Below are 26080 nucleotides of genomic sequence, written 5' to 3'. Positions count from 1 at the left end.
ACAATAAAGTTGAGGATGCACATCAAGATGTACTTTTGCTAATCATATACTCTGCAAACGGCGTTAGGGAAAGATCTCTAACTTGCTCCCGTGTAAACCAGTCCGCGCCCAACGAATCTTCACCATCGGGTTCTTTTTTGATATGATCCGGCTGACTGGCTGCGGTCAAAACAACATCATACAACATCCCAATATGGTGCAACTCTTCCGGCTTACCTTGATACACCCATTCCAGTACCGTAGACTCCGCAGAACGAATCATCACTTGTAGATGGGCCAGGCCCGTCTCCTCTTCAATCTCACGATGAAGAGCAGTCTCTGGCTGCTCGCCAAATTCCAGCCTTCCGCCTGGTAAATCCCATTGCCCCTGATATGCTCCGCGAGCCTTATGAATCAACAGGAATTGGCCCTCCCAAGCTACCAAGCCATATACCCCAATATGTGTATGCCGATTCACTTAAGGACTCTTCCTTTCGTTTTCATCCTCTGTAACAGCATCCAGATCTATGGCCATACGGATCATATCCACACAGCGGATACCATCCTCTATAATCTCTTCCTCATAATGCCTCACAAAGAAGTCACGATCAACCCCGATAATGCGGAAACCGCAACGTTGGTATAACTTCAATTGATGAAAGCTGGAGTTGCCCGTCCCAATCTCGAGAATTCGGCATCCCAATCTACGTGCAGCTTCCATCGCTTCCTTAATCATGTGTTTGCCTACACCTTGTCCCTGCAGTTCTTCCTGTACGGCAATATTAACAATCTCCGCAGTCTCTGGACGTGTCTTCAACAATACGAACTCCCCAACCATCTCTCCTTCGTACTCGGCAATAAAACAAACACCCCGACTCAGGTATTCATCCACAATTGCTTTTGAAGGATCAGCCATCAACAAAAGTTCGTAGGGTCTCTCTTCTTCCCAGTCCAAAATCCGGAACGACAATTTCATGCCAATCTCCACCTTTTCATCGTACAATATTCATTTACGTTCTGTTTGCAGAAGCCTATGTATGGCAAATCTACAAATATATCATTCTTCATTTCAACAAACTAGTTTACTCAATCTATTAATCACACACTATTACCCACAGACTAGTCATCTCCTATAAAAATAGTAAACTTCATTATATCATAATATTTGGATATAAATATATAGATATGGATGATACATTATGAGGCATTATTTTTTATCCTAACCCAAGCTTAAATGCTCATGGATTAATTTCCATTCCCCATCAAGCGTATAAACAAACACATTCGTTGCCCGACCCTTGCCATAAGCCAGCTCTCCCTGATAAATTCCCTTCCAGTGGTAGGTATAAATACAAACGGCCTGCTCTTTGCTAGTCGTAATCCACTTAACATCTTCAGCACGATACACTTCTTCCTTGACTTTCTCCCAAGCGTTCTCAAAATACGCCCGAATTTCGTTAGGGGTAGTACAAGACGTTCCCGTAAACCAATATACGGCTTGTGGCGATAACCATTTACTGACTTCATCAAACTGATGTGTATTTGTCGCCGCAATGTATCCTTGCAGGGCATGCTGGTATCCCATGATTTTTCCTCCTTCTGACGGTTTAACTTATCGGGTCCCACTCTGTTCAAGTACGGAATCGCTATACACCATAAATGTTTCTTGCAACGTACGTCCGGATGACTTCTCCCAGATCACACTCCGCTCAAAAGTGCCTTTTTGGAAAAAACGTGGGAAACGTTCAGCAAACCAATCCTGCATAGGCAACTCAAAAACCCGCTTCATCGGCACCCATAACAGCTCGCCTTCGGGCGGATCTTGCAATAACCGACCCTCGAATGAAGTCGCCAAATAGTTAAATACCATGTACCGCAATCCTTGTTCGGGATCACAGAACTCATCAAGCCCTTTATACGTAATCTCATTAACTATTAGCCCCGTCTCCTCCAGAACCTCCCGCACGGCACCATCCACGATACTCTCCGGAAAATCTACCTTCCCCCCAGGAGCGATGTATCCCGGAAATCCTTTGCGGTCCGGCCGATTCATTAACAACACCTGATCATTCATTTTGTCCCATACCATACACATCGTTAATATTTCTATCCTAGTATCCATATTCGTCCTCCTGCTAACATGCGCTTCTCTGCTGTACACTAACATTTCTGGGAATAACCTGTGTTTTCCTTCTTTATTCCCACTCTGATTCATTCGTATTTTCACCGGTCTCACAGTATAGTCTATGATGATATATCTGCATACGAAAGGCGGACGCCCTGTACACCTGTACATCAGAAGCCCGCCTGTTTTGTTATATTCTATGTTGCTATTTTCTCAAGCCTGGAGTTTCCAGTTCTCAGTTCAATTCCGTAATCAACACCCGGCGTTCCTTCCATTCAGCCCGGCGATAAGCCTGTTGCATACCAAATTTGCGGATACTTGCCTTTGGTACCGATTTATATGGTAAAACGATCGTAAAGTCCTCATCAAACGGGAAAAAAGACAGGCCTACTTTTTCATTGGATAACCACTCTGCCTGAATCGGTTGTCTGGAACAGGCATCAAATGTACAACTGAGTCCTTCTGCAAAAAAATCATAACGCGCAGCAGGTGTTCCAGGTTCCTCCATACAGAGAAACAGACTGAGCTGATCACAGAAAAGCATAATCTCCACATCACTTTGCAGCCTCTGTTTCAGTGCTTCAGCATCACCACCAAGCTGTTTCTCCCAATCCAGCTGACGTTCGTGTTCTTGTTGCAGATAATCTCGGATGTCATCATCATCCTGAGCATTGGCCCCCAGATTTTTCTGAAATAGCTCCGTGTACATCAAGCTACACAATAATCCGGCGTAGAGGTTTTTCTGACGAACTTCTTCAATCCCTTTATGGTAGAATACAAAACGCGGACGCAATGGAAAGTCACGAAACGAATACGGCGATTGACTGTAATCATTCCAGAACGGAGATGAATCCAGTTCAATCCAACCACGGTCATGTTCCTTGGCCGCTAGAATCAATTCATCCCGATGCGCAACATCGGCTAGTAATTCATTTTTCCAGTGGGAAGCCATCTCTCCGGCTACTAATCCATGCTCATGCTGTGCAGTCAAAACAAAATCATGCTCTCTCTCATATACGATCATTTGCTGTCACCCTTCCGCATGGTATACGTTGACTTTAACATAAATTGGGTTAAACTTTCCTAGTAAGTTGTTTTTCGCTCCATTTTGACGAGAGGCATTATGAAAGGCACAATGTAAAGGTGTTGTCAGTTTCCTGAAATTTGATACACTAAAGGTTGTGTCCACAATTATATTACATACAGAAAGCGGGATCTCATGAATTTATACTCTCCTTACATCGAGTTTAACCGCAAGGAATGGGCTGAACTTAAAGAACATCAGACCACTCTTCCACTGACGGAAGCCGAATTAGAACAGTTAAAGGGATTGAATGAAGAGGTATCGATTCAAGAAGTCGAAGATATATATTTGCCTCTTACCCACTTTATTGACCTATATGCAAGAGTTTCACGAGAGCTGAATCAACTGACGGCCTCCTTTATGAAAAAAGAAGCCCTCCCCACTCCCTACATCATTGGAATCGGGGGGAGTGTTGCCGTGGGCAAAAGTACAGCGGCCCGCTTACTACAGGCACTGCTCGCCAGAGGTAAGAATAGCCCGAAGGTTGACCTTGTTACAACCGATGGTTTCTTATATCCCAATGCGGTGCTGCAAGAGAAGGGCATCATGAACCGCAAGGGATTTCCGGAAAGTTATGATATCAAATCCCTGATTCAGTTCATGGGTGATGTGAAATCTGGCAAACCCGAAGTGAAAGCACCCGTCTACTCTCACCTCGCCTACGATGTCATTCAAGGAGAAGAGAAGCAGATCTGTCAACCGGATATTCTCATTATTGAAGGTATCAATGTACTTCAGATCAAAAAGGAAACGCCTTTGCTGGTTAGTGATTTCTTCGATTTTTCCATCTACATTGATGCGGAAGAAGAGCATATACGACACTGGTACGTTGAGCGTTTCAAGCTACTCCGCAATACAGCGTTCCAGAACACAGATTCCTTTTTCCATCAACGATTCGCCAATATCGATGAAGAAGAAACCGTACGTACGGCCAACCAGATCTGGCAAGATATCAATGCCAAAAACCTGCATGAAAACATTTTGCCAACCAAAGGACGTGCCAGACTGATTCTGAAAAAGGAAGCCGATCACTCCATTGGGCAGATTCAATTGCGCAAACTGTAGACAACACTCGTGCAGTACACTTTGATGTTATATCTAATTACCCTTAAAAGGAGAGAAAAACACATTGCAAACCCTGATTATACTCGGCAGTATTATGATGTTCCTGGCTGTTGCATTGGGTGCTTTTGGCGCACACGCGCTCAAGCGCAAACTATCCGCTGACATGATCAAAATCTATGAAACCGGTGTTCAATATCACCTCATCCACGGACTGGGCATCATCCTGATCGGACTGCTGGCAGACCGTCTTGAATCCTCTTCACTCGTCATGCTTGCCGGATGGCTGATGTTCGCCGGGATTATCCTGTTCTCTGGCAGCCTGTACGTTTTAAGTGTGACGGGTGTTCGCAAATTGGGAGCCGTTACCCCACTTGGCGGAGTCGCATTTTTGGCTGGATGGGTTATGATCATGATTGCTGCATTGTAGTATGCCCCGTGGATAAACGAAAAGAGTGTTCTGGCTGATATAATATCGCTGGAGCACTCTTTTGCTGTTTAATCTGTCCAGATTCTTCGAATGGTGGACAGCCCTGCATCCGGTCGTTGTCTCTCCAGCACATACACATCCGGGTTAGACAGTTTGGTCCACTCTTCATAACCAAAGGATGGTTCATACTCACGAATAAGCAGTGATAACAAGTTTCCATGTGTAACCACGGCCGCGTGCTGTTCCGGTCTGCTCCACAACTCTTCCAGTAGTGCCAGCCCCCTTGTAGCCGCGTTTCTCGAAGATTCCCCGCCTTCTTCCATCCAATCCACATCATCGTATGTACGTTTCAGTACATCCATCCAGTTAGGCAGATCAAGAGAGCTAAGTACCCTCTCCTGGAGACGTTCATCCGTATGTATATGTTGCAGCCTTGCTATGCCCAGTGGCATAGCCGTCTGAACGGCCCTTTTCCATGGACTGGAGACAATATACGTTATGGAATGATGAGCCAAGATATCTGCAAGTTTTTCAGCCTGCCTGATCCCTTCATCTGTAAGCTCTGCATGGGGTTCCTGCCCTGTGGCCTTGGCGTGACGGATAAGATAAATGGACTGCATAGCTATCACCTCCTATGGTGTAACTTACTTGGAGTTCATCTCAAGATATTGAAGTGCACTGTACATCTTCTCCTGCTCTTCCGGTCGGCCTGATGAACTGAGGAAAGTGACCTGTTCCCCTGTTCTGTCTCCATGTTGAGCCACCAGTCCAAGCCGCTGCTTCAGATGGTTCACTGTACCTGTACTGCCATCAATAATCTGTATATGATCGGGCAGAACCGTGCGCAGAATGGACGTATAGAATGGATAATGCGTGCAGCCAAGCACCACTGTGCCATACCCTTGAAGATCAAGATCTGCCAGTTTGAACCGGAAATAATCAGCGATTTTGCGCGGATCAAAATCCAGCTGTTCACACCATTCCACAAGTTCCGGCAACGCAATGGAATCCACACTGTGGTGATCATCAACACGTGATACCAGTTCGTTATACTTGGTTTGGCTCAAGGTGAGGGCCGTGGCAAATACAAGCACTCTCTTTCCACTATCACGATTCATCTCCACGGCTGGTTTCACCGCAGGCTCCATGCCAATGATCGGGATATCATACTTGGCGCGCAGATCCTTCACAGCCAGACTTGTTGCTGTATTACAAGCAATCACGATGGCTTGAACATCCTCCTGAACGATGGCTTCCACACAATCAAAAATATGTCCTCTAACCTCATCCGCAGACTTCGTTCCATAGGGGACATGCAAGGTATCCGCATAATACAGAAATTTTTCTTCTGGAAACTGTTGTAATGCCTTATGCAAAACGGTTAAACCACCGATGCCTGAATCAAAAAAAGCAATTTTCTTATTCAAGGATTTCACCTCTATAATGTATTCTTTCGGGTTCCAAGAACCTCTCAATGCTGCTCATGCTGACTGGAGGTGAGGTTTGTACTTCCGGCTCATCACACACTACAGTGCTTGACGGCTTGCGGGAACCATTCCGGTTACGGATCGTTCTTCTGATCGGAGACAAAGGCGAACGCTATCGCTTCTTCAGAATCGATTCCGCCCCCTCCATTACTTCCGCTAAGTCAGGTACTATAGAGAAGATGAGCCATTATTCTACGCTCATTTTATACTGTCTGAGCCAGTCCTTGCCACTATGCCACGCCTCTACAGGGTTAAGCTCTCCGAGCATTTCAGTACTTGCCTGAGCCATGATCCATTCCTTGAGACCATTATCCGGACTGGATTCGAGCTGCTGTAGCAGGAAAGGCAGTCCTGCCTCCCCCGTATTCAAGATGTCGTCGTAAGCCTCCCGGTTACCAGCAATATAATCATTCGGATTGCTGCTGGTCAGGAGGACAGGGTCGCTAACCATCTGCTGCAGGTTGCTTTCAATCGATGCTGTTAATGCTTGGTCTTCTGTCCGAATCGAACATGCTGCTACCGTCAATGCTGTGCATACGGATAACAAACCCAGAATCAGTCTTCTCTGATTCACTGTACCACTCCTTTCAACAACGAGTTAACGCAACAGACTCGGCTTTCATGCTCAAGCCCTCGGCCAACTACAGAACAAGTTCCCATTGTTCTTCGGTAAGCTCCTGACCTGACAACATCTGCTTGCGGACTTCCTTCACTTCAAAGCCCACAGATTGATATAATCTACGCGCGCCATGGGTGATAAATTCAGCAAAGCTATGATCATAATTATACTCGTTTCGATAAATTCGGATATGCGCTTCAATGACATACTTCAGATCCTTTTGTACGAAAGTGCGAATCATCAGACATCACAGTCCTTCCTCAAATCCACAGTTGTGATACTGAAATCCACACCGAACTGAATTAATCCGAGTTTACGGGCAACTTGCTGTGAAGCGAGATTATCCCAAGATGTACTGTAGATTGGCATGCGCCCACGCTCCTTGACATAATACTGCCAGCACTTTACTGTCTCCGCTGCATATCCATGTCCTCTATAACCGGGTGCCGTATACAAACTAGCTTCCGCCCCATGATTGGAGAGCCTCGCGGAGCAACACACTGCCACAGCAGAATCCCCAATAACATAAGCGGCAACAGGGCTTTTTTCATATAAGTGATCTGTTAATTCAGGAAAATGCTCTGCCAGCAAATAACGCTGCTCCTGACCAATCAACTGAACCTTCTGATTCCACTCGTAAGATATCTCAGGAAAAGCATAGGCGGGTCCCATCCACACACGGTTAACTAGCTCAAAGGTTTCCACCTTGCGAATTAGTTTCGGAATATCCAACGGAAGCTCGCAATCCTTCCCCAACTCATCCATTAGATCCGGCGGTAACTGCTCATGATAATAGATCAGTGAACTGGCAGAAGTCATACCGATAAAAATGGCTGGAGCCTGCCCACCACCCGGCTCGTTGATGCTTAAAAGACGCTGCTGCTCGTTGATCGTATATAAAGTACTCACCTGTATTTTCAACATTTCCATAGACGACAGGTTCGATTTTGGAACCATAACTAAGAAGTTAACCTTTGCAATAATCGTTTGCCTACACTGCCTTTACCAGCTTCCTGTTGCTCCAGAAATTCGGATAATTGACGTAATTCTGCAGGACGATATCCAGCCCCGCACCCGCAATTATGATAGGTATAACCATGACGGTACAGCATCATCACTTTGGTCCATTGTTTGGTATCATTTTGCTTGGGCGCCTGGAAATCGTGTCCCATGCTAACCATAGATGTGGCACATTGCGGGCATTTATATTCAAGTTGTGCCACCACCTCAGGGCTCAGGTCATGTCTGGAAACTTGTTTAAATGATTTGCGACAAATGAAACATGCATAGATGTCTTTATATGGTCCTGACAAGGCATATCTGCACATCATCTGCACCCCCTTAATAATTTCCATTATACGGGATTTCACACACGTATACGAATGGATTTTGCACATTTGCGAAAATTCCACCACTCACTCATTGACCTTAAATCGTAGCTTGTTTCCAGGCCTCACCAAGTTCCGCAATCGATGCGTACCGCTCGGACCGATCATCGCTCACTGCACGTATCACAACCTGATACAATGCTTCTCCGGCATCCCATCTGTCATAGGAACGATCTTTCTCCCCACCAAGCAACCCAAACGCCATTGCCCCCATGTTGAATACATTGGTAACCGCATCTATGGGTGCACCCAACTCAAATTCCTCAGGGGACATAAAGCGGGAAGATCCCCACATGCGCCCCATGGTATTGGTAAAAGAGCCCTTCCGATACAAGTCGATATCACAAATTTTCATAAAGTTTCTGTCAAAATCATAGATCAGACTGCCATCATACAAATCAACAGCCACATAACCTCTTCGTTCCACCTCGATATGAAAATTCAGAATCTGCTCCATTGCCCGAATGCGTGTCTCAACAGGAAGCTGTCTGAACCGATAGTAGGGCGAACGCGGATCTTCATATTTGGCCGGAGGCGGAAAATACCAGTGGGAATGCAAACACTCCCCATCCACCCAATCGAATACACAGGCATACCCCTCATCCGTTGCAAAATGATCCGTTAGTCGAATCAACGTGTCATGCGCCAAATCTTCGTAAACGGAAACAGATGATTTCAGATTAAGAATGGCTTCCGGGGGACTTCCCGTATGATTCGCATGAATTGTATGTGCTCCCGCATACTTTACGAACAATCTCTTTCCATCCTTTTGCACAATACCGAAGGAGATATTCCCCGAATCCTGCTGATCGAATACGCGAAAGACCGTACCCAATGGCTGTAACCAATCGAAAGAATGAGACTCTTTTAAAACAAAGGAAATACCATCGATCTCGAGTTCAACTTGATCTGTCATCGGACTCCTCCTGTGCTGGTATCTTCATTCAATGTTGAATGCTCCGTATAAAAGTAATTCATATGCGCCTCATCATATCCCTGACCGTTGACTTCCAATGCGTTACGCTCGATGCCGTAGACTTCAAATCCATATCGCTCGTATAAACGTCGGGCTGATTCATTCGTTGTCACTACACTCAGATTAATCTGCTTGATGCCCTCCAGATGTCTTCCCCGATCCAGCACCTCGCGGAGCAAACGCGAAGCCAGCCCACTCCCCCGATATGGCGGAGCTACATAGACGCCCCAGATCATGCCTTTGTGCCTGAGCTTTAGGCCGTGTTCCCTTTTGAAACCCATCATTCCCGCCAAAGTTCCTTCTTCTGTGTATGCTCCCAGAATATAATCATCGGGCTCATTATGTATGCGTTCCTGTACTTCATTCATGGGGATCTGAATGGACAACTCAAACGAAGCCCCGAAGGCTTCAGGATGTGTTTTCAGTGCTTCCAGTCGCAAAGGCCAGTAAATGCCTGCTTCATCCCGCTGAATATTGCGAAAGGTATAGGTCTCTTGCTTTCGGCCTTCATTCATTCTTCGACCACTCCCTGCATCTCATAAGGATAATCGATCTGAAGTTTTACATTCGCTGCCGCTTCCTGCCCTGCAAGCAACCCAACAACATAAATCCCCAGATCAATGGACGTGGCTACTCCACCGGCAGTAATTACATTTCCATCTTTTACAATCCGCCTCTGAATCACCTCGGTGACATACGGCTCAAGCAAATTATATGCACGGGGATGTGTTGTTGCTTTTTTGCCGGATAAAAAACCAGCTGCACCCAGCAGCAGAGAGCCTGTGCACACCGAAACCTTCAAAGGGACAGACTCAGCCTGTTTCAGCCAACCTACAAAGGCCTCGTCATATCGAAGCTTGCGCGTTCCCATGCCTCCGGGGATAAACACGAGATCATATTCCGACAGGTCAGGCTTCACTCGATCCACCTTCAACGTTAGACCAGACTCATCCGTGACCTGATCTGTCATGGCACAGGTTTCCCACTTCGTTCCTTTGGTAGGTTCAAAGAAATTCAACCGATTGATCACATCATAAAACCCTGCAAAATCAAGGAAAGTCAGTCCATCAAACAAAACGAATGCCATTTTCATTGGTAACCTCCGCGTTTTAATTTGGAGCATCCTGATTATGTTTCTGATTCCGATCCCGTTCCATTGCTTCCTTCACCCGGTCACGCGCTGGCAGCTTGCTATTGATATGAAAGAGCAGACCCACAATCGCAAGAAGTAAAATAATGACGATAAATTCAAATATGGCTAACCCCTCCCATTCGGAAATTACGCAATCGTGACTCGTACCTTATCTCTATTTTAATCCACGGGCGATGATCCACTCCAGCCACTTCCAGGGTAGCAGTACTTTACCTATGATGAGCACACGCGAACCTTTTCCCAAAGCATATCGAAGTCTTGGTGCACGCATCCGTGCAATTCGGCCAATCAGATCAGCTACCTCCTGTGGATCAGGTGCCGTCTCGCTCGCATGTTTGGAATAACGAAGAACCGCGTCCAGCTTATGCTTATACGGAGAGTCCTCGCTCTGGTGAATCTCACCCAAACCTTTATTCCAGATTGGCGTGCGATAAGAGCCTGGCTCAACCAATACCACCCGAACACCAAACGAAGACATCTCATGGCGCAGACTTTCCGTGAATCCTTCCACAGCGAATTTGGAGGCAGCATAAGGCGCATACCCTGGAAAACCGGACAAACCACTGACACTGGACAAGTTAACAATTAACCCCTGCTTCTGTTCACGCATCACAGGCAGGACCGCACGTGTCACGGCGATTAATCCAAATAGATTCGTTTCCATCTGGCGCCGCCAATCCTCCATCGATACTTCCTCAATGAACCCGCCCACCGCAAATCCTGCATTGTTCACCAGCATGTCGATTCGGCCATTATTATGAAGTACGGACCGCACAGCTTTCTGCACGGATTCAGCATCGGTCACGTCCAGTTGCACATATTGCAAACGTTCAGCTAACCCCGCCTGTTCAGCCAGTTTCACCAATTCTTCTCTTCGACTCAGATCACGCATTGTAGCAACAACAAGGTATCCCTGCTTGGCAAGGGTGATCGCGGTAAGCATACCGAAACCACTGGATGTACCCGTAATTAAGGCCACCGGAGCGTTAGTTCCTTCCTTCGTCTTTTTCACTACATCAGAACCTGCATTAATCCGTCCCTGTCCGGCTTCTGTTAAGTTTTCCTCTACTGTCACGGTGTGTCCTTCTTTCCTCGGTAAATTACTTACTTCCCGTTCCTACCTATACCGCACGGCCCCTGCTGCTTAATCCGCCACTCCATTATGCCGTCTCTCCACCCTGCGCAGCTTCGTAAGTCCCGGTTCAAACGTATACGGTACAAATCTGATCTCAGGTAAGGTGCATTCAAGCCGCTCTCCCAGCTTCATAAGTTCACCCCGTACATCCGTCTCGACCTGCTCCAGCACCGCGTTCCCGCCAAGCCGAAGGGATACTTCCATTGTTCCGTCCCCTTGCTGTACCACACGATAATGTTCAATATCCGGCGAAGCCGCAATGACCGAACGGGTAACGAAATCCGGAAAGACCGGTACCGCCTCACCCGTATGCATGTTTGAAAAATAAAGCGTGTCATCACAGCGGCCTTCAATCCGCTCAATGGCAGTAAACGGGGAACCACAGGCACATGGCAGCGCCGCCTCGGTCAGAATATCATTCAGCCGATACCGGATGATCGGCTGTGATGTTCTGGAGAAGTCCGTAATAATGGGCACAAACCGCCGGGTGGCCGGATCAATGAACTCTTTTTCAATATGCACGATATCTTCATTCAAATGCAGTGTGCCATAACGACAGGTCGCACCCAGGAACCCTTCTGTACACTGATAGACTTGATGAACGGTCTGTCCGAAGACCTGCTCCAACACCTTGCGATCTAGGGGGTCCAGCACCTCGGCAACAGAGATGATTTTATCCGGTACAGCAGTCAGATATCCTGCCACATACGCATCCGCCAACAGACGCAGCATGGATGGAGGAGCCACCCACACGGTAGGTTGGTAGGTTTCCAGCCGCTTAACCAAGGTCTCCACACGTTCCAGCAGATCAAAGTACTGAAACTGCAATTTGCCACGTTGCACCGATTCATACAGATTACTGTTGGCCCGCAGGAAAAACGCAATCTTCGCAGGTTTCCACAGTCCACCAGGCAGCAACTTGGCCAGCACCGTACCCGTCCACGCATCCTGCTCCCGATCACTCACCAGAAATATCCCCCGGTTCCCTGACGTGCCCGAAGACAGTCCAACCGTCACGCCTTGAATGGAAGGTTTGAAATCACGTGTTTCTTCACTTTCACCTGCAAGAGCCAGAGCTTTGTCCTTGGTAATACCCACCGTGTTCAGTGTATCAAAATGTTCCATCATGGTTGATTTGTCAATCAACGGAAAGCTTCTCCAGTCGGTTGCGCCCACGCCACCCCACCACTTCCGGTAAAACGGAGATCGGGCACGGATCTGATGAACATGCCGAATAATCCGGCGCTCTTGCCAGCGCTCAAGCTGTTCTCGTGTTTTCCATGTTCGCAGCCCACGTGCGAGTGCATAATGAACCACAATACGAAAGGTATTACTCATCGTTTCAGCCCTCCTGCACCCCAAGCGTCCAGTACATCTCGACAATGACTCGGCACAATCCGAATGTGGGGAAATTGCTGATGCAGCTGAACCAGCTTGTCAAAGTTACGATGGTATTCCTGTCGATTCGACATAATGATTCCAGCAAGAATATTCGGTCTGCGCTGTTCACGAAAAGCCCGACTCGACCATACCGCGTCCGCACAGAGAAAATAGTCATGTTCTTCTGTACGCAACAGGAGTCCCATCATGCCTTCCGCATGACCGGATACATCCACCCCAAGCAGACTGCCATCACCAAAGATGTCGTAGACCTCATCAAAAGGGAAAGCTTCCCCCGCTCTTATCCATCGCTCAGGCTCACACGTAACTGGCAATGATCTGACTATAAAATCCTCGGGCAACAGCCCCGCAAGAAAACCTGCTTTTACAGCCGCAATCGGACCAAGTGAGCGCACAGCATCATAGGCTCTTGGCAGATAGATGAATTGTGCCTCTGGGAAATCTCGTACACCCGCAATATGATCGCCGTGAAAATGAGAGAGGATGATATACCGAATATCCGAAGCTTTCAGTCCAATTCGAGCCAAAAAATGAACGGCACTATCCTCTTCACGATAGACCACTGGTGTAATATGACGATACATTGCATTAGGCAAATGAGCCGTTTCCTCAAAAAAGCGGGAACTATATCCCGTATCCAACAGGATCGGTCCATGTACGGGATGAATGATGCAGGCAAATCCTGCCGGGAAATGTACTGGACTCAATCGACCACCACGCAGCGTCAGAAACTCTGGATGTGTACAGTAACCCGCCGCACCCAAATATAGTTTCACCGGAGTTGTTGTCAGCATGATTCAGCCCTCCACCAGTCTGCAAATTGTTGCAATCCCTCTTCAATGGACACCCGAGGGATGTATCCCAATTGCTCCCGTGCATCCGTAATATCCAATGTCTGTGGAATAGATAAGGAGCCGACTGTATACCGTGTCAATGCAGGTTCACCCAACGCAGGAATATAGCCATGAACTCGCTCCAGCAACGCTGCCACACCATATGCCATCCGATAAGGAATGTTTCGACGACGCAAGGGCATATCCAGCATGCCAAACAGGCTGCTCACCAACTCACTGAACGCTCTCGGATCGCCATTGGAGATATTGTAAGCTCTGCCGAGTGCTGCGGCATCAACATCGCGGCACAACAACAAGGCATCTACCACATTATCCACACATGTCAGATCGATCAACGCCTGTCCACCACCGATCATGGGCACGCCTGATTTTGCGTTTGCTGCGACAATTCTGGGAAATAACGTCTGATCATACGGACCAAAAATGGCTCGCGGTCGAATCATGATCGATGGAAGTCCCTTCGCATGCCCCTCCATTACAACCTGCTCAGCGAGAAGCTTCGTGGCTGCATAATGATTGGCTGGTTTGGATGGCAACGGATCATTCTCATGTACGTTATACCGCGGGTTGTAGTTAAAATATATACTCGGAGTTGAGACATGTATGAATCGCTGCACCTCATTATGCAGGCAGCCATCAATGAGGTTTTGTGTGCCTTCTACATTACTGCTATAAAAGTCACGATATCGGCCCCATGGCGAGGATAGAGCTGCACAGTGAAACACCACATCCTGTCCCGTACACGCTTTGTTCACTGCAGCCTCATCCCGTATATCTCCATTCAGGAATCGGATTCCTGCCAACTCAAGTTCTGCACCAACCTTTGGCTGTCGGCCCATGCCAGTGACTTCCCATCCCTCTTTAGCAAGTCGTATCGCGAGATGCCTGCCCAGACATCCCGTAGCTCCTGTAACCAATGCTCTATTCATTGTTGTTCACCGTTCCATTCTATGTCATGAGTCAAAGCTTCAGTCAGCGAGCACTTCTGCGATCTTGCCAGACGCCATGCAGCTAGCACCACTCCGAATTGTTCAAATACAGGCTGGATATCCTGCCCTACATAGACCACATCCCTGGCTCCACGCCACGCAGCTATCCATGCACGGAGCTTCCTTTTGCCTAAGATCTGCTGCAACCCGCTTCCCAGCATGGGAAGCATGAGCATGGCTTTGGTGCCACGTGCGGGCGTGATCATTTTTCTTTCTTTTACCAACGTCTCCGGTTCAGTTAGTGCACGCACCAAGTCATCTCCGGGGTGAAACAGATGAATCCCGCTCGTTGCCCTCGGATTACACTCAATCGCGTACACTCGCCTATCCTGACCTTCTATAAAATCAAACCCAATCTGTCCGCTAAACCCCGTTGCCTCAACAAATTGTCTCACCCACGCAAGGGCACCTTCATGTTCCACCTGTTCAAAAAAAACACTGGCTCCCACGCTTCCTGTACGATAGCGACTGTCGTAAGTGGCATGTGCAACCAGTTGCCCTTCATGCGCTATGCTGTATGTACACAACATCTGACCAGGAATGTAGGCCTGTGCAACCCAAGGTGTAGCAACGGATAACTGCCCTTCTTCTGGAGGGTCGTTACGGAAATGTCGACGTTTCTTTTCGCTTACGTTTCCTTGCTTATCCCTCCCTGCCCCAGCGTCATCGGTCATGAGTGTTGGCATGCGAACTTTGGCTGCGAAGCGGGAATACACCGGTTTCCATACCCAACCCCCTATTTTTCCCAATAAAGACTGAGCTTCCATCCATTCCTGCCGACTGTGGATCAGGTGTGTATCTGGAACCGAAAGACCGAATGACCCTGCAAGCTGGATAAATTCATATTTATGGTGCAGCTCATGCAGCTGCTCCAGAGTTGTAACCAGAACACGGCAATATGCACGCAATCTGTCTGCCCCTTGGGCAACATAAAAGACTTCTTCACACATCGGAATCAACAGGTCGATCTGCCAATCCTGTGCCAACCGTTCCAGTTCTGCCAGATACGCACGTGTGTTATGACGCGGCGATGGGACCACAGCGCACTGTTCCACTGCACTGGATGATCTGGTCAGATGCCGTAAGGCACTCTCCGCAACATAGACCCGATGGCCTGCCCGACGAAGCATGCGTGCCAGATCGAGCGTTGCGGGAGCCCTTCCTCCTGTAAGCAGCACACGGAGAGAAGCAACTGTACGATGTCTGGTTTCCCCAGATCTAGTAGTCAAAAATGAGTCCTCCCAATGATAATCCGGCAGCCGTGCCAATCATCAACACCCGATCACCACGCTGAATACGCTGTTGTCTAATCGCTTCATGCAGACCCATCGGGATCGATGCCGCAATCGTATTACCGTGATTTCGTGTGATGTCCATAAACCGATCTTCAGCAATGCCAAGCTTCTTACGGATCAGTCTCATCGCCATGGCACTTCCCTGATGGGGAATGACCAATTGGAAATCCTCCATTCGATTCCCGGTCGCCTGCAACATATCACCAATGAATCCAGGCAAAAGTCTGGAAGCCATGCGGAAGATCGCCTGTCCATCCATATGAAAAAGGTAGGGTTCAGGCTGATCCGCCTTATAATTCGAAGCATGCAGCCGTGTACCTCCACCTGCAATCTCCGAGAAGCGAGCACCTCGGCTGTAGGTTTGAAGGGAAGCATGTACAATCTGAGAGGATGACCCTTCAGGCGAACGCTCAATAATAACAGCGGCCGCTCCATCTCCGAACAGGGCCGCACTTTCTTTATCCGACCAATTCAGTCCGGCTGAGGCAATCTCAGTGGCTACGAGCAGTACTCGCTGGTAACGTCCAGCATCTACCATATAGGAAATCACATCCAGTCCGTTCAGGAAACTTAGGCAGGTTGCATCCATATCAAAGGCAGGTACGCCCGAATCTTGCTGCCCCATGGCCTGCTGGATAAATACCGCCGTACTTGGCAACGGTTGTTCCTTCGTGCCACTGGTACACACCAGACAGTCGATATCACTAAATTGTAATCCTGCATCCGCCAGTGCAGCTTCCGCAGCCTGTGCGCCCATGAAAGAGGAGGTTTCTTCACCCGAAGCATAATGACGTACACCTACGCCTGTAGCTTTGCTAACCCAGCCCGCAGGCACGTCCAAGCGGCGATCCAGTTCCTCATCGGTGACTTCCTGTTCAGGCAGGTACTTCCCTGTCCCTGCGATCCTTACTCTTCTAAGTTGCATTTCCCCAACCTCTTTCTGTTCATCTGACTGATATATAAGTTCGTATTCAAAAAGACCGGTTTTCAGTACCGAGAAGATGGGATGAAGCTAGAAATGGAGTAGCGGAGCGTAGGAAAACTACGTGAGCAACGGACATTTCGGCTGAATTCCATATTCGATGCTGATGATGCCGATAGGCATCCTTCGTAATCAAAAGCGGACTTTTTGAAAAACCTCTATAAGTTCAGCTAATTAGTATTTACACAGACACTGCGATGACAGAACAACTTTCCAATCGCTGTTATCGTGTAAATGTTTAGTTGAACATATATAACAAAAGGGCAGATGCCTCTGCCCTTCCTGTTGTGTTTTCTTTTGTATGAAGTGTCATTTCTTCTTATTCAAAATCTCGGCAAGAGCGGCATCTAGTGTACCGTATGTGAACGTGAAGCCTTCCCTCTCCATTCGCTCGGGAATCACCCAACGGCTTTTGAGAACCAGTTCCGTCTCGGTCTGAATGAAGCGTGCGCCCAGTTCAAGCATCCAGCGAGGAGAAGGTAGTCCAATCCGCACCCCCATCTGTTCTCTCAGACGCGCCATTAGCTCCCGATTCGTCACCGGATGCGGGGAGGACGCATTGAACACACCATTCAAGTGTGGATGCTCTTGCAGATAAATTACCATGCGGAAGAGATCCTCGATATAAATCCAGCTGAACTGCTGTGTTCCTGCGCCTTGAGATCCTCCCAGTCCAAAACGGACGAGGTTCGTCATGGGCACCATAACGCCACCCTCGCCCAGCACAATCGCAATCCGCAGTGCAATCTGACGCGTAGACGGCAGACTGAATTCAAAGAAGGCCTGTTCCCATGCCTTTGCAACGTCGACCGAGAATCCGGAGCCAATCTCGCCCTCTTTTTCAGTCATGGGACGATCTTCAGCATGTCTGTATATGGTCGCTGTACTCGAATTAATCCATAGTTCGGGAGGATGATTACAAGCCAGGACGGCTTCGCCGAGAATGCGCGTTGTACGGGTTCTGGATTCCAGAATGACTTTGCGATTCTCCTCCGTATAACGGCAGTTCACCGATTTACCTGCCAGGTTAATCAATATTTCTGCTTCTTCCAGTGCCTCTATAATTCCTGCACGATCCTCCCAGGCAATATGACCGGGCTGACGCGAGATAATTAACACCTCATACCCCTGCTTTCTGAACCTTTGGGCAAAATCCTGTCCGACAAATCCCGTTCCACCAGCTAATACAACCTTCTTCACGGTATCCCCTCATTTCCCATACTGGGTAAAGAATTCGTAAGATATAGATTGGAATGTTTCTATGCATGCAAAATGCAGATATTAGATTAACACCGCCGGTGACCCGTTGGTTTGATTTATTTCGCACCCAGAGCTGCGTACAAGCGATCCCGCTCTTCGATAGCCCATGCGTTTGCAGGGTTTTGTTCCAGTTGATATCGGAGTTCATCATAAAAATCATGGATCATGAATCCGTCCGGCAAGTTCCCAAGCATCGCTGTGAAGTTGTACTCGGGCAGTGTTCTCTTTCCTTCACTGATCTGCTTCAGCCAGTCCATCCATTTTGCAAGAGTAAGCACTTCCTCCTGCCATAACTCAGCCTGTAACCCAAGTGCATCCTGAAGTTGCTCGTACGCCAATGGATCGGCGAAGACCCGGCAGGCCTGAACAGCTAGTTCGTACAACTCGGTCACTGCACGGCGTACCTCATGTTCAAGTTCGACCTCCAAGCCTCCCATGTAATCCTGAACCTGGATGCCCTGTCCATCATCATATAATAGTGGTGCCTGCGCCAACAGGCGTACAATCTCTTCCATCGCTTGCATTGAAACTCGCTTCTGCTCATAAAGAGCAGGTAATTGATATGCTGTAATAATCATTCACTCCTACATCGTTCTTCTATTAATGACCTATATTATAACATGGTTTGGCAATCATCTATCAGGATAACTTGACTATCCACTACGAGTTGTAGTAGTTTATACGTACTACGTAGTGTAGTAATACGATCGTTATGGACGCATAACGATGTTAAGGAGTGTTCACTGTGAACCAGATTCAAAAATTATCCGAAACAGAAATGGAGTTAATGGTTGTTATATGGTCATGCGCCCCACCGGTCACCTCGACAGAACTATTAGACATATTTGCTGAGAAAGGGAAAGCGTGGAAAGCGCAGACCATGTCTACCTTTCTGTCACGGTTGGTGGATAAAGGCGCACTTACCGTCACGAGACGTGGACGAACCAATGATTATGAACCTCTTCTAAAGCCCGAAGATTACAAACTACAGGAAACGCAGCATGTTCTTGATGGACTCTACCAAGGTTCAGTTAAAAATTTGGTTTCGGCCATGTATGACGGTGACAAGCTTTCAGACGATGACATTTCAGAATTGAAAAAATGGCTTTCGGAAAAGTAGGTGCAGATGATGAATATCTTTTTTGAGATTCTGTGCAGCCTGACCGTGGCGGGAAGTATCGTTTCTGTTTGTATTTTGGCACTACGACTTATACCCATATCTGTTTTTCCGACCAAGTGGCTCTACAGACTCGGTAAACTGGCTCTCTTGTTTTATCTGTTCCCGGTATCTCTTGGCCTTTCGCGGCTTTTGGATATTGCATTCCAAACGACATCAACTATACCGGGCACGGAGAATGCAGCAGCTTCGGGTGTAGTTGCAGGAACATTTATCCCCGAACAAACCATTTCTGTAACCACAGCCTGGTTCTTGTTATGCGTATGGGGCATTGGAGTCATTGGTTTTTCTGCATGGCAGGTGTACTGTTATCGAAGATTTTTGAATGAATTATCTCGTACACGTACCCCAGTCCTCTGTCATAGTGAAGCAGCTGTACAGCTACCATTAATCAAAGAAGCTTTGGGTCTCAAACGTAATATCACGCTTGCTCACAGCACGCTAGTACGAAGCCCTATACTGGTTGGCTTGTTTAAACCAACGATATATCTGCCACCCGAAAATACGGTGAAAATGGACATCAGCATGGTAATTCATCATGAGTTGGTACATCTAAAACATAAAGATCTGTGGGTCAAAGCTTTGACCTTGGGGGTTAGTGCCCTGCACTGGTTCAATCCTCTGATTCATATGATTCGCCGGGACATTCATACCTGGAGCGAGTTGGCCTGTGATGAAGATGTGGTGAAAGAGATGTCCCACGAAGAAAGAAGACGATATGGTGAGACAATTTTAAATGTGATGGCGGGAACCAAGAAAATGCCTGCTCAATTTTGTTCATCCCTATCGGGTGAAGGCAAACAATTAAAAAGGAGATTGATGATTATGTTTAATGTAAAGAAACTGAAAAAGAAACATTGGATAATAAGTATGGGATCCCTCCTGCTTATTACAGGAGTAAGTACGTCCACTGCAGTATGGGCATCAAACCATACGGTTAAAGTGGAGGCTGAAGCTTCTGAAACTGTGCCTGTTCCTTCTACTGATGGGTCTTCTGAAATCGTAACTTCTCCCAACAAGGTCGGAATTTCCGAAGCTGTAACTGCTCCTTCTACTTCCGAAACTCCTGAAATCGTGGCTCTACCTGAGGATGAAGTTTCCGAAGCTGTGCCAGTTCCGTCTGCTACTGTACCATCTACTACTGTTCCATCTACTACTGAACCTTCTGAGGCTAAAGTTGTAGAAACAGTCACTGTTCCTTCTACGGTTGGATCTCCTGAAATCGTAGCTCTCCCTGGGGATGAGGTTTCAGTAACTGTACCTGCTCCTTAAGAAAAATAACCTATCGTTAAGGAGCAATAGCCATCCTTATATGCAAACAGGACGAAGCATAGATCATAGATCTCCGCTTCGTCCTGTTTCCGTTTCTCTGTCATGTGCATTAGATAAATGTTTTGATCGTAGCAAAATATTCACGGATCATATTGACGGGTTTCAGATAACCCGGTGACGGAGCCGATATGCCGTATTCTGCTGCATAACCGTTCTTGGCAGCGATGTATTTGGAACGGAACATATGATAGTCACTGGTGACAATCATGATCTCAGGGTGCTCTAACCCGGATTCAAGAATGATTTTTTTGGAAAAGGCCAAATTCTCCTGTGTACTTGTGGAGCGATCTTCCATAATCACTTGGGCAGGGTTAATCCCCTGTTCAATCAGATAGTTTTTCATGGCGAGCGCTTCGGGAATCGATTCCCCAGGTCCCTGCCCACCCGATACAATGACGGGTGTCTGAGGGTGACTGCGAATGTAGTCCAGACTGGCATCTAACCTTTGTTTCAGGGTCAATGACAATTCCGTTCCACGGATGCCGGAACCCAGAATAATGACATAGTCCGCTTCTTCCGGATCATTCGCACCAAGCTGTGTGAATACAAGTGCTTCAATAATGACAAAAGATACGGCAGCAACGCCAAATCCGGTAAGAATAATCCGTTTCAGAATAACATGCTTCTGATAGTCAATCCGTCTTAGTACGATAAAAACAACCGTGATCATTCCGAAAAACATGACTGGGAATCTTTGGCCCCAAAAGGCCAGAAATGCCACAAAACATGCCAACAGGACAAGATCAATGATCAGTCCATTTTTTTGTAAGAACTTTTTTATCAAATCCCTAGACACTCCTTCTTGTACCCGCTATTCCGCAAATCACTTATTATTCAATAATTACGAATATATCCTGCACCTATGTAACTTTGAGGCAAATGGAGACTACGAACTCTCCGCAGGTCATGCATTAATTGCTCGTGTTGGATGATCGTCTGAATGAATGGGTCCTCATATAACATATCTGCCTCCTGCGGTTTACCTCATTGTCCTCTTATAGCTGTTAACCTTCGTTCCAATATATCATGTTTACCTGGCTGCAATAAAATGAACAACGCTTGAACATCCTCTGTACAACTTCGAACTCTGATTAACCACAACCAAATAACCCATAAACAGCTTCGGTTATCCGAATGTTTATGGGCGACAATGATCGAGTTTGAAACGGTTAAAATTTATTTAATCGGTATCCAGATTTGTGGCGGTTGATTGGGCCCCGGGTATACTTCCAGCTCCGGCATATATGCGTGCTCATAAGGGTTGGATGGAAACCATTCCGAAATAATCCGTTTCCACAGAAGCTGCATGCTCTCCGGCATCGGGCCTTCTACCTCAAATACACTCCATTTGGAAGCAGGCATGGTAAAGCTTGATAATCCTTCCGGTACTTTACCATCGTAAGTCGTAGCAATCCAGTATTGCATCTGTTTCTCCTGAATTTCGCTCTGATCCACAACGACACCGAGTAAACCTGGAATATCCCCGTTGTTCAGTTCAAACAAACGATCCTCTGTACCGCTTGTCCACGCTTCCTGCCACATCTTCCCGATGCCTTGCAGATGTTCTCCATCTGCATATGAGAAAGTTTGCTTTACTCCGACCAACGTAAATTCGGGATGTTCAACAATTTTATATTTCATCGGCTCTGCTCCTTTTAGACTCACTTGAATCACCAGACGATTATACGATTGGACAGCGTTACTATTCTTTCGAGCCTCACTGGGTGCGATCCCATGTTGTCTACGAAATGCTTTGGAGAAAGATTCCGGTGTGTCGTAACCGTATTTAAATGCCAGATCAATGATTTTGTGATCACTTTGAAGCAACTCATGTGCCGCCAGTGTCAATCGTCTTCGTCTTATGTATTCGCCTACAGTAACATCTGTTAATAAGGCAAAGGTACGCTGAAAATGAAAAGGAGAGATATGGGCCTGCGCTGCAATCTGCTCCATCGTCATATTTTCGAGCAAGTGGTCTTCCATATATTGAATAGCGACCTGTAATGCGTTGATCCAGTTCATGTAATAATCACTCCTTGATGTCTAATATAACGGATAAACCACCCAAAAACCTGTCATGTTGTGCTCTCATACGTCCGGTTAATGTGCAACGACGTTGTTCATATAACGCCCTGCCCAGGCTTTGAACTAACCAAAGACAAGAGGAGTCACAACATTTGACAATGTAAAAGATATATTATAGCCTACAAGTATAATGATCGTTCTATCTTATTTTGAAGGGAGAGTATCACTGATCATGAGCAGCAAAAAGGAAATGCTTTTGAACGTGGCTGAAGAATTGTTCTACCTTCATGGCTTCCATTCCATTGGCTTGAAGCGGATTATTACGGATGCCGGGATCGCGATTATGACGCTATACAATCACTTTGAGTCCAAGGATGATCTCATTGTCCAGGTACTCTTGCGACGCGAACAGCGTTATTTAGAACAGCTCAGGCAATATGCAGACAATAAAGCACAACCTATGTTCCTCAATCTGGCTGAAGGACATGCAACCTGGTTGAAGGAACACGAATCAAGAGGTTGCTTATTTTTACGCGCCAAAGAAGAATTCGGAGGTCATGCAGACCATATCATCGTGCAGACAGTAAATGCGCACAAAAGACATATGCGAACTTTAATCCAAACATTGGCGCCTGTTGCAAGTGATCGAGATCTATTACGATTCTCCCTGCTGCTGGAGGGTTCCACGGCACTTGCTGAGACAGAAAATGTAAATGACGTCTGCCTTGAACTGATCCATATGACGCAGACCAGTTTCAAATAAAGCTATTCCGGGTGAGTTAATATTTCAACTCACTTTATTATTTAATAAGAAATATAATGATCGTTCTATCTAAAAGGCGGTGGATTTAATGAAAAAAATTATCTTTCCAGGCATTGCACTTATCGCTGTATGTTATGCATTCGGGCGATTCAGTTATGGATTGTTTATGCCGGAAATTTCGGAAGCCTTACAATTAAATGATGTAGCCTCTGGCGCGATTAACTCAGGAACGTATATTGCCTACTGTCTGTCCCTTCTAACTGCACCACTGTTGATTAATCGCAAGGGACATCATTATGTCATTCAATTGGCAGGGATCAGCGCAGTGCTCGGATTAACCGGCATCGCCTTGGCTCAGAATGCATGGGTTCTTACATTTAGTATATTTCTAGCCGGTTTGAGTACAGGCTGGGCCTCTCCAGCCCTCGGTAACACGGTTAATGCGGAGCTTGCTCCCGAGCTACAAGCAAGAGGCAACAGCTGGATTAACACAGGGACGAGCTTCGGAATTGTAATATCAGGTCCACTCTACTGGCTGTTCACGGATTACTGGCGTCTAACCTACATCCTGTTTGCTGTAATCGGTGTTGTGGTTCTTTTGTGGAACAGACGTGTTATTCCGGCAACCAAGACACTGCCTTGTACCAAGTCTCTCTGGACATGTATGAAACCTACCAGACCAGGGTCTGCTCTGCTCATGGCTTGTCTGTTGACAGGTTTCAGTTCTGCAATCTACTGGACCTTTGCCCGGAACTTCCTCACAGACGAGAAAGGGGCCTCCGATTCGGAAGCCGTGTTGTTCTGGATTGTGATGGGGGTTATGGGGATACTCGGTGGATGCGCTGGTCGCATTATTGAACGGTTCGAGATTGGGTGGTCCTACCGAATAGGCATACTTTTATTGGCTATTTCGCTTGGGGTTATCCTTCTGCCTTCAATGACTGCCAGTCTCATCTCTGCGATCATATTTGGCAGCACGTATATTTTCCTGACCAGTGTATTTATCGTTTGGGCGACGAGACTATTCAGTCCAAATGTGTCCATCGGAATTAGCCTTGCCTTTCTCGCGCTGGGTGTTGGGCAATTCCTTGGATCATCTATGGCAGGTTATACGATCGAAGTGTTTTCCAATACAACGGCATTTCTGGCCTTTGCTATACTCGGTCTGTTCGGAATGTTAATTCGGGTGAAATAAATGACAGAACAACCTTCTGATCGCTGTCATTTTACCCGGCGAACACTTCCGGTCACTCCATGTTGAAGCTGTACGTCTGTAAAAGTAACCGTGGTCCCTTGCCCAATCGGGGATTGGGCCACAATGCCAACTTTGATCTCTTCCGGGCAGTCGAGTCCGAAATAACGAACGAGCTTCCACTTCTCTCCATCTTGAGAATAATGGAAAGCAAAGCTGTTGCCTGCCCGGGCTACACGTAAATAAGGCTTGTTGACGTCTACAGGTGCTGATACACAATCATCCGAGTTACCACGAGTAACAACACTAAGAATAGACGGCTGTTCCTCAAAATACTCAAAGCAGACTTTAGCCCAATTCGTATCGTCCACCCTCACCATCAGGCAGCCGGAGTCATACTGTTCTTTCATATCCACCTGTACTTGAGTCGTGATGCTGAAATCTCCCTTGACTATCGTATGTAAAAATGGAGCTGAAGCTTTCACCGGCTCACCTCCCGGATCAATGAAAAAGTCACTGATTGGTGAAACGGTTATCGTTACTTTGCCGTCTTCAATGGACCAATCTGTTGGCTCGTTCAGCCATCCCAGGTTGGCAGATAATGTTTGACCTGAACAATGTTCGAATAGATTCGTCATGTGGCACACCCTTTGTGTTGGAGTATAAGTTCTCTAATTTCTCTATTTGTATTCGATATATATCATGGTTAATCCTGTATGTTTTACTCAAATATCCCACCCTCGATATCGTACACTGATATCTCCGCATGATCACTTCTTGCGATCGATAATAAAATCAAAAATCTTCATAACGAGCTCAGTCACGTGTGGAAGGTTGGATAATACGTTCGTCCCAGACTTGTACCTCAATATATCGTTCCGGCCCCTTATCACCTTTACGGTTCCATTCCTGAGGCCAACCATAGAACTGAATAACTTCCATGATTTCATCCTTGGTATAGATCTGCTTACGATAAGGTTTAGCATCGTCAAACCTCATTGTTGGAAACAAGTCCCCGTAGGTAAAACTCACAACTTCAACTGGAAGGTCACCCCATGGAATGATTACATGATCGGGTTCTGAATACCAGGACAACAGCCACTCGCATGCACCGAGCGTCATATAATGGGGATATGATTGTACCGGCTTCCCACCTTTGGCAACAAACTGCTCATAAGCCCTTTGTTCAAGTGTTCTGCGAATTGTCATGTAATCTGCGGGTCGCCGACTTGCAAAGTTCCGTCCCTGAAGACGAATCTTCTGGGTAACTGTTTCTGCTTCATCCGCAGACAGGCTGGAGAGATTTCTGAAAGGACCAAGACTTTGTTCAAAATAATGATAGGCATTCCAGTCGTTCATACATTCTCCTCCT

33 protein-coding genes are annotated in these 26080 nt (G+C 46.9%); 6 read left to right on the top strand and 27 right to left on the bottom strand.

Annotated elements, in window-relative coordinates; all coding sequences use genetic code 11:
• Positions 1 to 22 precede the first annotated feature (22 nt).
• From MKY01_RS08890 to MKY01_RS08870, 5 genes are all read right to left on the bottom strand, one after another.
• Positions 23 to 457 carry an NUDIX domain-containing protein gene (locus MKY01_RS08890; protein WP_315372966.1) on the bottom strand — a complete coding sequence of 145 codons (435 nt, stop codon included), beginning with the start codon at positions 455 to 457 and terminating at the stop codon, positions 23 to 25.
• On the bottom strand, positions 458 to 955 hold the full coding sequence (locus tag MKY01_RS08885) for a GNAT family N-acetyltransferase (RefSeq protein ID WP_036610208.1): 498 nt from the start codon (positions 953 to 955) through the stop codon (positions 458 to 460).
• Between the two features lie 243 nt (positions 956 to 1198).
• Complete coding sequence (locus MKY01_RS08880; RefSeq protein ID WP_127544476.1) at positions 1199 to 1564, bottom strand: nuclear transport factor 2 family protein; 366 nt, start codon at positions 1562 to 1564, stop codon at positions 1199 to 1201.
• Between the two features lie 27 nt (positions 1565 to 1591).
• Positions 1592 to 2101, bottom strand: a complete 510-nt coding sequence (locus MKY01_RS08875; RefSeq protein WP_127544479.1) for an 8-oxo-dGTP diphosphatase — start codon at positions 2099 to 2101, stop codon at positions 1592 to 1594.
• Positions 2102 to 2339: 238 nt separating this feature from the next.
• The gene (locus MKY01_RS08870) at positions 2340 to 3128 is read right to left on the bottom strand and encodes a DUF3891 family protein (protein ID WP_127544482.1); all 789 of its coding nucleotides are present in this window, start codon (positions 3126 to 3128) and stop codon (positions 2340 to 2342) included.
• A gap of 195 nt (positions 3129 to 3323) precedes the next feature.
• Here MKY01_RS08870 and coaA point away from each other — a divergent pair, with 195 nt between their 5' ends.
• Together coaA and MKY01_RS08860 are read left to right on the top strand one after the other, a co-directional pair.
• Positions 3324 to 4253: a type I pantothenate kinase gene (gene coaA, locus MKY01_RS08865; RefSeq protein WP_036610217.1), complete on the top strand. Its 930-nt coding sequence runs from the start codon at positions 3324 to 3326 to the stop codon at positions 4251 to 4253.
• 64 nt (positions 4254 to 4317) lie between these two features.
• Positions 4318 to 4680, top strand: a complete 363-nt coding sequence (locus tag MKY01_RS08860) for a DUF423 domain-containing protein (protein ID WP_036610220.1) — start codon at positions 4318 to 4320, stop codon at positions 4678 to 4680.
• A 68-nt stretch (positions 4681 to 4748) separates the two neighbouring features.
• On the opposite strand, the gene MKY01_RS08855 is transcribed toward MKY01_RS08860, so the two are convergent.
• From MKY01_RS08855 to MKY01_RS08775, 17 genes are all read right to left on the bottom strand, one after another.
• Complete coding sequence (locus MKY01_RS08855; RefSeq protein ID WP_339286293.1) at positions 4749 to 5300, bottom strand: histidine phosphatase family protein; 552 nt, start codon at positions 5298 to 5300, stop codon at positions 4749 to 4751.
• A gap of 24 nt (positions 5301 to 5324) precedes the next feature.
• A complete protein-coding gene (gene murI, locus MKY01_RS08850) occupies positions 5325 to 6107 on the bottom strand; it encodes a glutamate racemase (RefSeq protein WP_339286291.1) in 783 nt (260 codons plus the stop codon).
• Between the two features lie 247 nt (positions 6108 to 6354).
• Positions 6355 to 6741, bottom strand: coding sequence for a hypothetical protein (locus tag MKY01_RS08845; RefSeq protein WP_339286290.1), 387 nt, complete (start codon positions 6739 to 6741; stop codon positions 6355 to 6357).
• A 67-nt stretch (positions 6742 to 6808) separates the two neighbouring features.
• Complete coding sequence (locus MKY01_RS08840) at positions 6809 to 7027, bottom strand: hypothetical protein (protein ID WP_339286289.1); 219 nt, start codon at positions 7025 to 7027, stop codon at positions 6809 to 6811.
• Positions 7027 to 7743 carry a GNAT family N-acetyltransferase gene (locus MKY01_RS08835; protein ID WP_339286287.1) on the bottom strand — a complete coding sequence of 239 codons (717 nt, stop codon included), beginning with the start codon at positions 7741 to 7743 and terminating at the stop codon, positions 7027 to 7029. Before MKY01_RS08835 ends, MKY01_RS08840 begins: the two co-directional genes overlap by 1 nt.
• A gap of 2 nt (positions 7744 to 7745) precedes the next feature.
• Positions 7746 to 8114 (bottom strand): hypothetical protein, encoded by a 369-nt coding sequence (locus MKY01_RS08830; protein WP_076327072.1) that lies wholly within the window; start codon positions 8112 to 8114, stop codon positions 7746 to 7748.
• 100 nt (positions 8115 to 8214) lie between these two features.
• Complete coding sequence (locus tag MKY01_RS08825; RefSeq protein ID WP_339286285.1) at positions 8215 to 9090, bottom strand: serine/threonine-protein kinase; 876 nt, start codon at positions 9088 to 9090, stop codon at positions 8215 to 8217.
• The gene (locus MKY01_RS08820) at positions 9087 to 9665 is read right to left on the bottom strand and encodes a GNAT family N-acetyltransferase (RefSeq protein WP_339286284.1); all 579 of its coding nucleotides are present in this window, start codon (positions 9663 to 9665) and stop codon (positions 9087 to 9089) included. Before MKY01_RS08820 ends, MKY01_RS08825 begins: the two co-directional genes overlap by 4 nt.
• Complete coding sequence (locus tag MKY01_RS08815) at positions 9662 to 10243, bottom strand: DJ-1/PfpI family protein (protein ID WP_339286282.1); 582 nt, start codon at positions 10241 to 10243, stop codon at positions 9662 to 9664. Before MKY01_RS08815 ends, MKY01_RS08820 begins: the two co-directional genes overlap by 4 nt.
• 214 nt (positions 10244 to 10457) lie before the next feature.
• Complete coding sequence (locus MKY01_RS08810) at positions 10458 to 11378, bottom strand: SDR family oxidoreductase (protein ID WP_339286280.1); 921 nt, start codon at positions 11376 to 11378, stop codon at positions 10458 to 10460.
• Between the two features lie 69 nt (positions 11379 to 11447).
• A complete protein-coding gene (locus tag MKY01_RS08805) occupies positions 11448 to 12776 on the bottom strand; it encodes a F390 synthetase-related protein (protein ID WP_339286279.1) in 1329 nt (442 codons plus the stop codon).
• Positions 12773 to 13633: an MBL fold metallo-hydrolase gene (locus MKY01_RS08800; protein WP_339286277.1), complete on the bottom strand. Its 861-nt coding sequence runs from the start codon at positions 13631 to 13633 to the stop codon at positions 12773 to 12775. The genes MKY01_RS08805 and MKY01_RS08800 overlap by 4 nt, the downstream gene beginning before the upstream one ends.
• Positions 13627 to 14622, bottom strand: a complete 996-nt coding sequence (locus tag MKY01_RS08795; RefSeq protein WP_339286275.1) for an NAD-dependent epimerase/dehydratase family protein — start codon at positions 14620 to 14622, stop codon at positions 13627 to 13629. Before MKY01_RS08795 ends, MKY01_RS08800 begins: the two co-directional genes overlap by 7 nt.
• Complete coding sequence (locus tag MKY01_RS08790) at positions 14619 to 15911, bottom strand: ATP-grasp domain-containing protein (protein WP_339286273.1); 1293 nt, start codon at positions 15909 to 15911, stop codon at positions 14619 to 14621. Before MKY01_RS08790 ends, MKY01_RS08795 begins: the two co-directional genes overlap by 4 nt.
• On the bottom strand, positions 15901 to 16902 hold the full coding sequence (locus tag MKY01_RS08785) for a beta-ketoacyl-ACP synthase III (protein ID WP_339286272.1): 1002 nt from the start codon (positions 16900 to 16902) through the stop codon (positions 15901 to 15903). Before MKY01_RS08785 ends, MKY01_RS08790 begins: the two co-directional genes overlap by 11 nt.
• 366 nt (positions 16903 to 17268) lie before the next feature.
• Positions 17269 to 18159, bottom strand: a complete 891-nt coding sequence (locus MKY01_RS08780) for a TIGR01777 family oxidoreductase (protein ID WP_339286270.1) — start codon at positions 18157 to 18159, stop codon at positions 17269 to 17271.
• A 116-nt stretch (positions 18160 to 18275) separates the two neighbouring features.
• Entirely contained in the window at positions 18276 to 18797 is a 522-nt protein-coding gene (locus tag MKY01_RS08775; protein WP_100529546.1) for a hypothetical protein, read from the bottom strand.
• 167 nt (positions 18798 to 18964) lie between these two features.
• On the opposite strand from MKY01_RS08775, the gene MKY01_RS08770 reads away from it, so the two are divergent.
• Together MKY01_RS08770 and MKY01_RS08765 are read left to right on the top strand one after the other, a co-directional pair.
• Positions 18965 to 19339: a BlaI/MecI/CopY family transcriptional regulator gene (locus tag MKY01_RS08770; protein WP_017689706.1), complete on the top strand. Its 375-nt coding sequence runs from the start codon at positions 18965 to 18967 to the stop codon at positions 19337 to 19339.
• Positions 19340 to 19345: 6 nt separating this feature from the next.
• Positions 19346 to 20668, top strand: coding sequence for a M56 family metallopeptidase (locus MKY01_RS08765; protein WP_339286268.1), 1323 nt, complete (start codon positions 19346 to 19348; stop codon positions 20666 to 20668).
• Between the two features lie 109 nt (positions 20669 to 20777).
• Here MKY01_RS08765 and MKY01_RS08760 read toward each other — a convergent pair whose 3' ends face one another.
• The 3 genes from MKY01_RS08760 to MKY01_RS08750 all read right to left on the bottom strand — a co-directional run bounded on the left by MKY01_RS08760 (position 20778) and on the right by MKY01_RS08750 (position 22750).
• Positions 20778 to 21512 (bottom strand): YdcF family protein, encoded by a 735-nt coding sequence (locus MKY01_RS08760; RefSeq protein WP_127544525.1) that lies wholly within the window; start codon positions 21510 to 21512, stop codon positions 20778 to 20780.
• Between the two features lie 50 nt (positions 21513 to 21562).
• Complete coding sequence (locus tag MKY01_RS08755; protein ID WP_339286266.1) at positions 21563 to 21691, bottom strand: hypothetical protein; 129 nt, start codon at positions 21689 to 21691, stop codon at positions 21563 to 21565.
• Positions 21692 to 21904: 213 nt separating this feature from the next.
• Positions 21905 to 22750 carry an AraC family transcriptional regulator gene (locus MKY01_RS08750; RefSeq protein ID WP_315372684.1) on the bottom strand — a complete coding sequence of 282 codons (846 nt, stop codon included), beginning with the start codon at positions 22748 to 22750 and terminating at the stop codon, positions 21905 to 21907.
• A gap of 235 nt (positions 22751 to 22985) precedes the next feature.
• Here MKY01_RS08750 and MKY01_RS08745 point away from each other — a divergent pair, with 235 nt between their 5' ends.
• Together MKY01_RS08745 and MKY01_RS08740 are read left to right on the top strand one after the other, a co-directional pair.
• Complete coding sequence (locus tag MKY01_RS08745; protein WP_036610260.1) at positions 22986 to 23516, top strand: TetR/AcrR family transcriptional regulator; 531 nt, start codon at positions 22986 to 22988, stop codon at positions 23514 to 23516.
• Between the two features lie 88 nt (positions 23517 to 23604).
• A complete protein-coding gene (locus MKY01_RS08740; protein WP_339286264.1) occupies positions 23605 to 24711 on the top strand; it encodes an MFS transporter in 1107 nt (368 codons plus the stop codon).
• Between the two features lie 26 nt (positions 24712 to 24737).
• Here MKY01_RS08740 and MKY01_RS08735 read toward each other — a convergent pair whose 3' ends face one another.
• Together MKY01_RS08735 and MKY01_RS08730 are read right to left on the bottom strand one after the other, a co-directional pair.
• A complete protein-coding gene (locus tag MKY01_RS08735; RefSeq protein WP_127544531.1) occupies positions 24738 to 25346 on the bottom strand; it encodes a DUF1349 domain-containing protein in 609 nt (202 codons plus the stop codon).
• Positions 25347 to 25524: 178 nt separating this feature from the next.
• Positions 25525 to 26067 carry a hypothetical protein gene (locus MKY01_RS08730; RefSeq protein WP_127544534.1) on the bottom strand — a complete coding sequence of 181 codons (543 nt, stop codon included), beginning with the start codon at positions 26065 to 26067 and terminating at the stop codon, positions 25525 to 25527.
• Between the last annotated feature and the right edge of the window lie 13 nt (positions 26068 to 26080).

The sequence above is a fragment of the Paenibacillus sp. FSL R5-0486 genome, assembly GCF_037975155.1.
GTDB classification, from domain to species: Bacteria; Bacillota; Bacilli; order Paenibacillales; family Paenibacillaceae; genus Paenibacillus; species Paenibacillus amylolyticus.
This window is presented reverse-complemented; position numbering and strand designations above follow the sequence as displayed.

Excerpts from the sequence above, each read along its gene's own strand:
- MKY01_RS08830 (WP_076327072.1), bottom strand. The coding sequence starts at position 8,114 with ATGTGCAGATATGCCTTGTCAGGACCATATAAAGACATCTATGCATGT.
- MKY01_RS08755 (WP_339286266.1), bottom strand. The coding sequence starts at position 21,691 with ATGTTATATGAGGACCCATTCATTCAGACGATCATCCAACACGAGCAA.
- MKY01_RS08805 (WP_339286279.1), bottom strand. The coding sequence starts at position 12,776 with ATGAGTAATACCTTTCGTATTGTGGTTCATTATGCACTCGCACGTGGG.
- MKY01_RS08835 (WP_339286287.1), bottom strand. The coding sequence starts at position 7,743 with ATGGTTCCAAAATCGAACCTGTCGTCTATGGAAATGTTGAAAATACAG.
- MKY01_RS08840 (WP_339286289.1), bottom strand. The coding sequence starts at position 7,027 with ATGATTCGCACTTTCGTACAAAAGGATCTGAAGTATGTCATTGAAGCG.
- MKY01_RS08785 (WP_339286272.1), bottom strand. The coding sequence starts at position 16,902 with ATGCAACTTAGAAGAGTAAGGATCGCAGGGACAGGGAAGTACCTGCCT.
- MKY01_RS08740 (WP_339286264.1), top strand. The coding sequence starts at position 23,605 with ATGAAAAAAATTATCTTTCCAGGCATTGCACTTATCGCTGTATGTTAT.
- MKY01_RS08730 (WP_127544534.1), bottom strand. The coding sequence starts at position 26,067 with ATGAACGACTGGAATGCCTATCATTATTTTGAACAAAGTCTTGGTCCT.
- MKY01_RS08885 (WP_036610208.1), bottom strand. The coding sequence starts at position 955 with ATGAAATTGTCGTTCCGGATTTTGGACTGGGAAGAAGAGAGACCCTAC.
- MKY01_RS08750 (WP_315372684.1), bottom strand. The coding sequence starts at position 22,750 with ATGAACTGGATCAACGCATTACAGGTCGCTATTCAATATATGGAAGAC.
- MKY01_RS08745 (WP_036610260.1), top strand. The coding sequence starts at position 22,986 with ATGAGCAGCAAAAAGGAAATGCTTTTGAACGTGGCTGAAGAATTGTTC.
- MKY01_RS08775 (WP_100529546.1), bottom strand. The coding sequence starts at position 18,797 with ATGATTATTACAGCATATCAATTACCTGCTCTTTATGAGCAGAAGCGA.
- MKY01_RS08795 (WP_339286275.1), bottom strand. The coding sequence starts at position 14,622 with ATGAATAGAGCATTGGTTACAGGAGCTACGGGATGTCTGGGCAGGCAT.
- MKY01_RS08800 (WP_339286277.1), bottom strand. The coding sequence starts at position 13,633 with ATGCTGACAACAACTCCGGTGAAACTATATTTGGGTGCGGCGGGTTAC.
- MKY01_RS08870 (WP_127544482.1), bottom strand. The coding sequence starts at position 3,128 with ATGATCGTATATGAGAGAGAGCATGATTTTGTTTTGACTGCACAGCAT.
- MKY01_RS08875 (WP_127544479.1), bottom strand. The coding sequence starts at position 2,101 with ATGGATACTAGGATAGAAATATTAACGATGTGTATGGTATGGGACAAA.
- MKY01_RS08880 (WP_127544476.1), bottom strand. The coding sequence starts at position 1,564 with ATGGGATACCAGCATGCCCTGCAAGGATACATTGCGGCGACAAATACA.
- MKY01_RS08735 (WP_127544531.1), bottom strand. The coding sequence starts at position 25,346 with ATGACGAATCTATTCGAACATTGTTCAGGTCAAACATTATCTGCCAAC.
- MKY01_RS08855 (WP_339286293.1), bottom strand. The coding sequence starts at position 5,300 with ATGCAGTCCATTTATCTTATCCGTCACGCCAAGGCCACAGGGCAGGAA.
- coaA (WP_036610217.1), top strand. The coding sequence starts at position 3,324 with ATGAATTTATACTCTCCTTACATCGAGTTTAACCGCAAGGAATGGGCT.
- MKY01_RS08815 (WP_339286282.1), bottom strand. The coding sequence starts at position 10,243 with ATGAAAATGGCATTCGTTTTGTTTGATGGACTGACTTTCCTTGATTTT.
- MKY01_RS08820 (WP_339286284.1), bottom strand. The coding sequence starts at position 9,665 with ATGAATGAAGGCCGAAAGCAAGAGACCTATACCTTTCGCAATATTCAG.
- MKY01_RS08825 (WP_339286285.1), bottom strand. The coding sequence starts at position 9,090 with ATGACAGATCAAGTTGAACTCGAGATCGATGGTATTTCCTTTGTTTTA.
- MKY01_RS08765 (WP_339286268.1), top strand. The coding sequence starts at position 19,346 with ATGATGAATATCTTTTTTGAGATTCTGTGCAGCCTGACCGTGGCGGGA.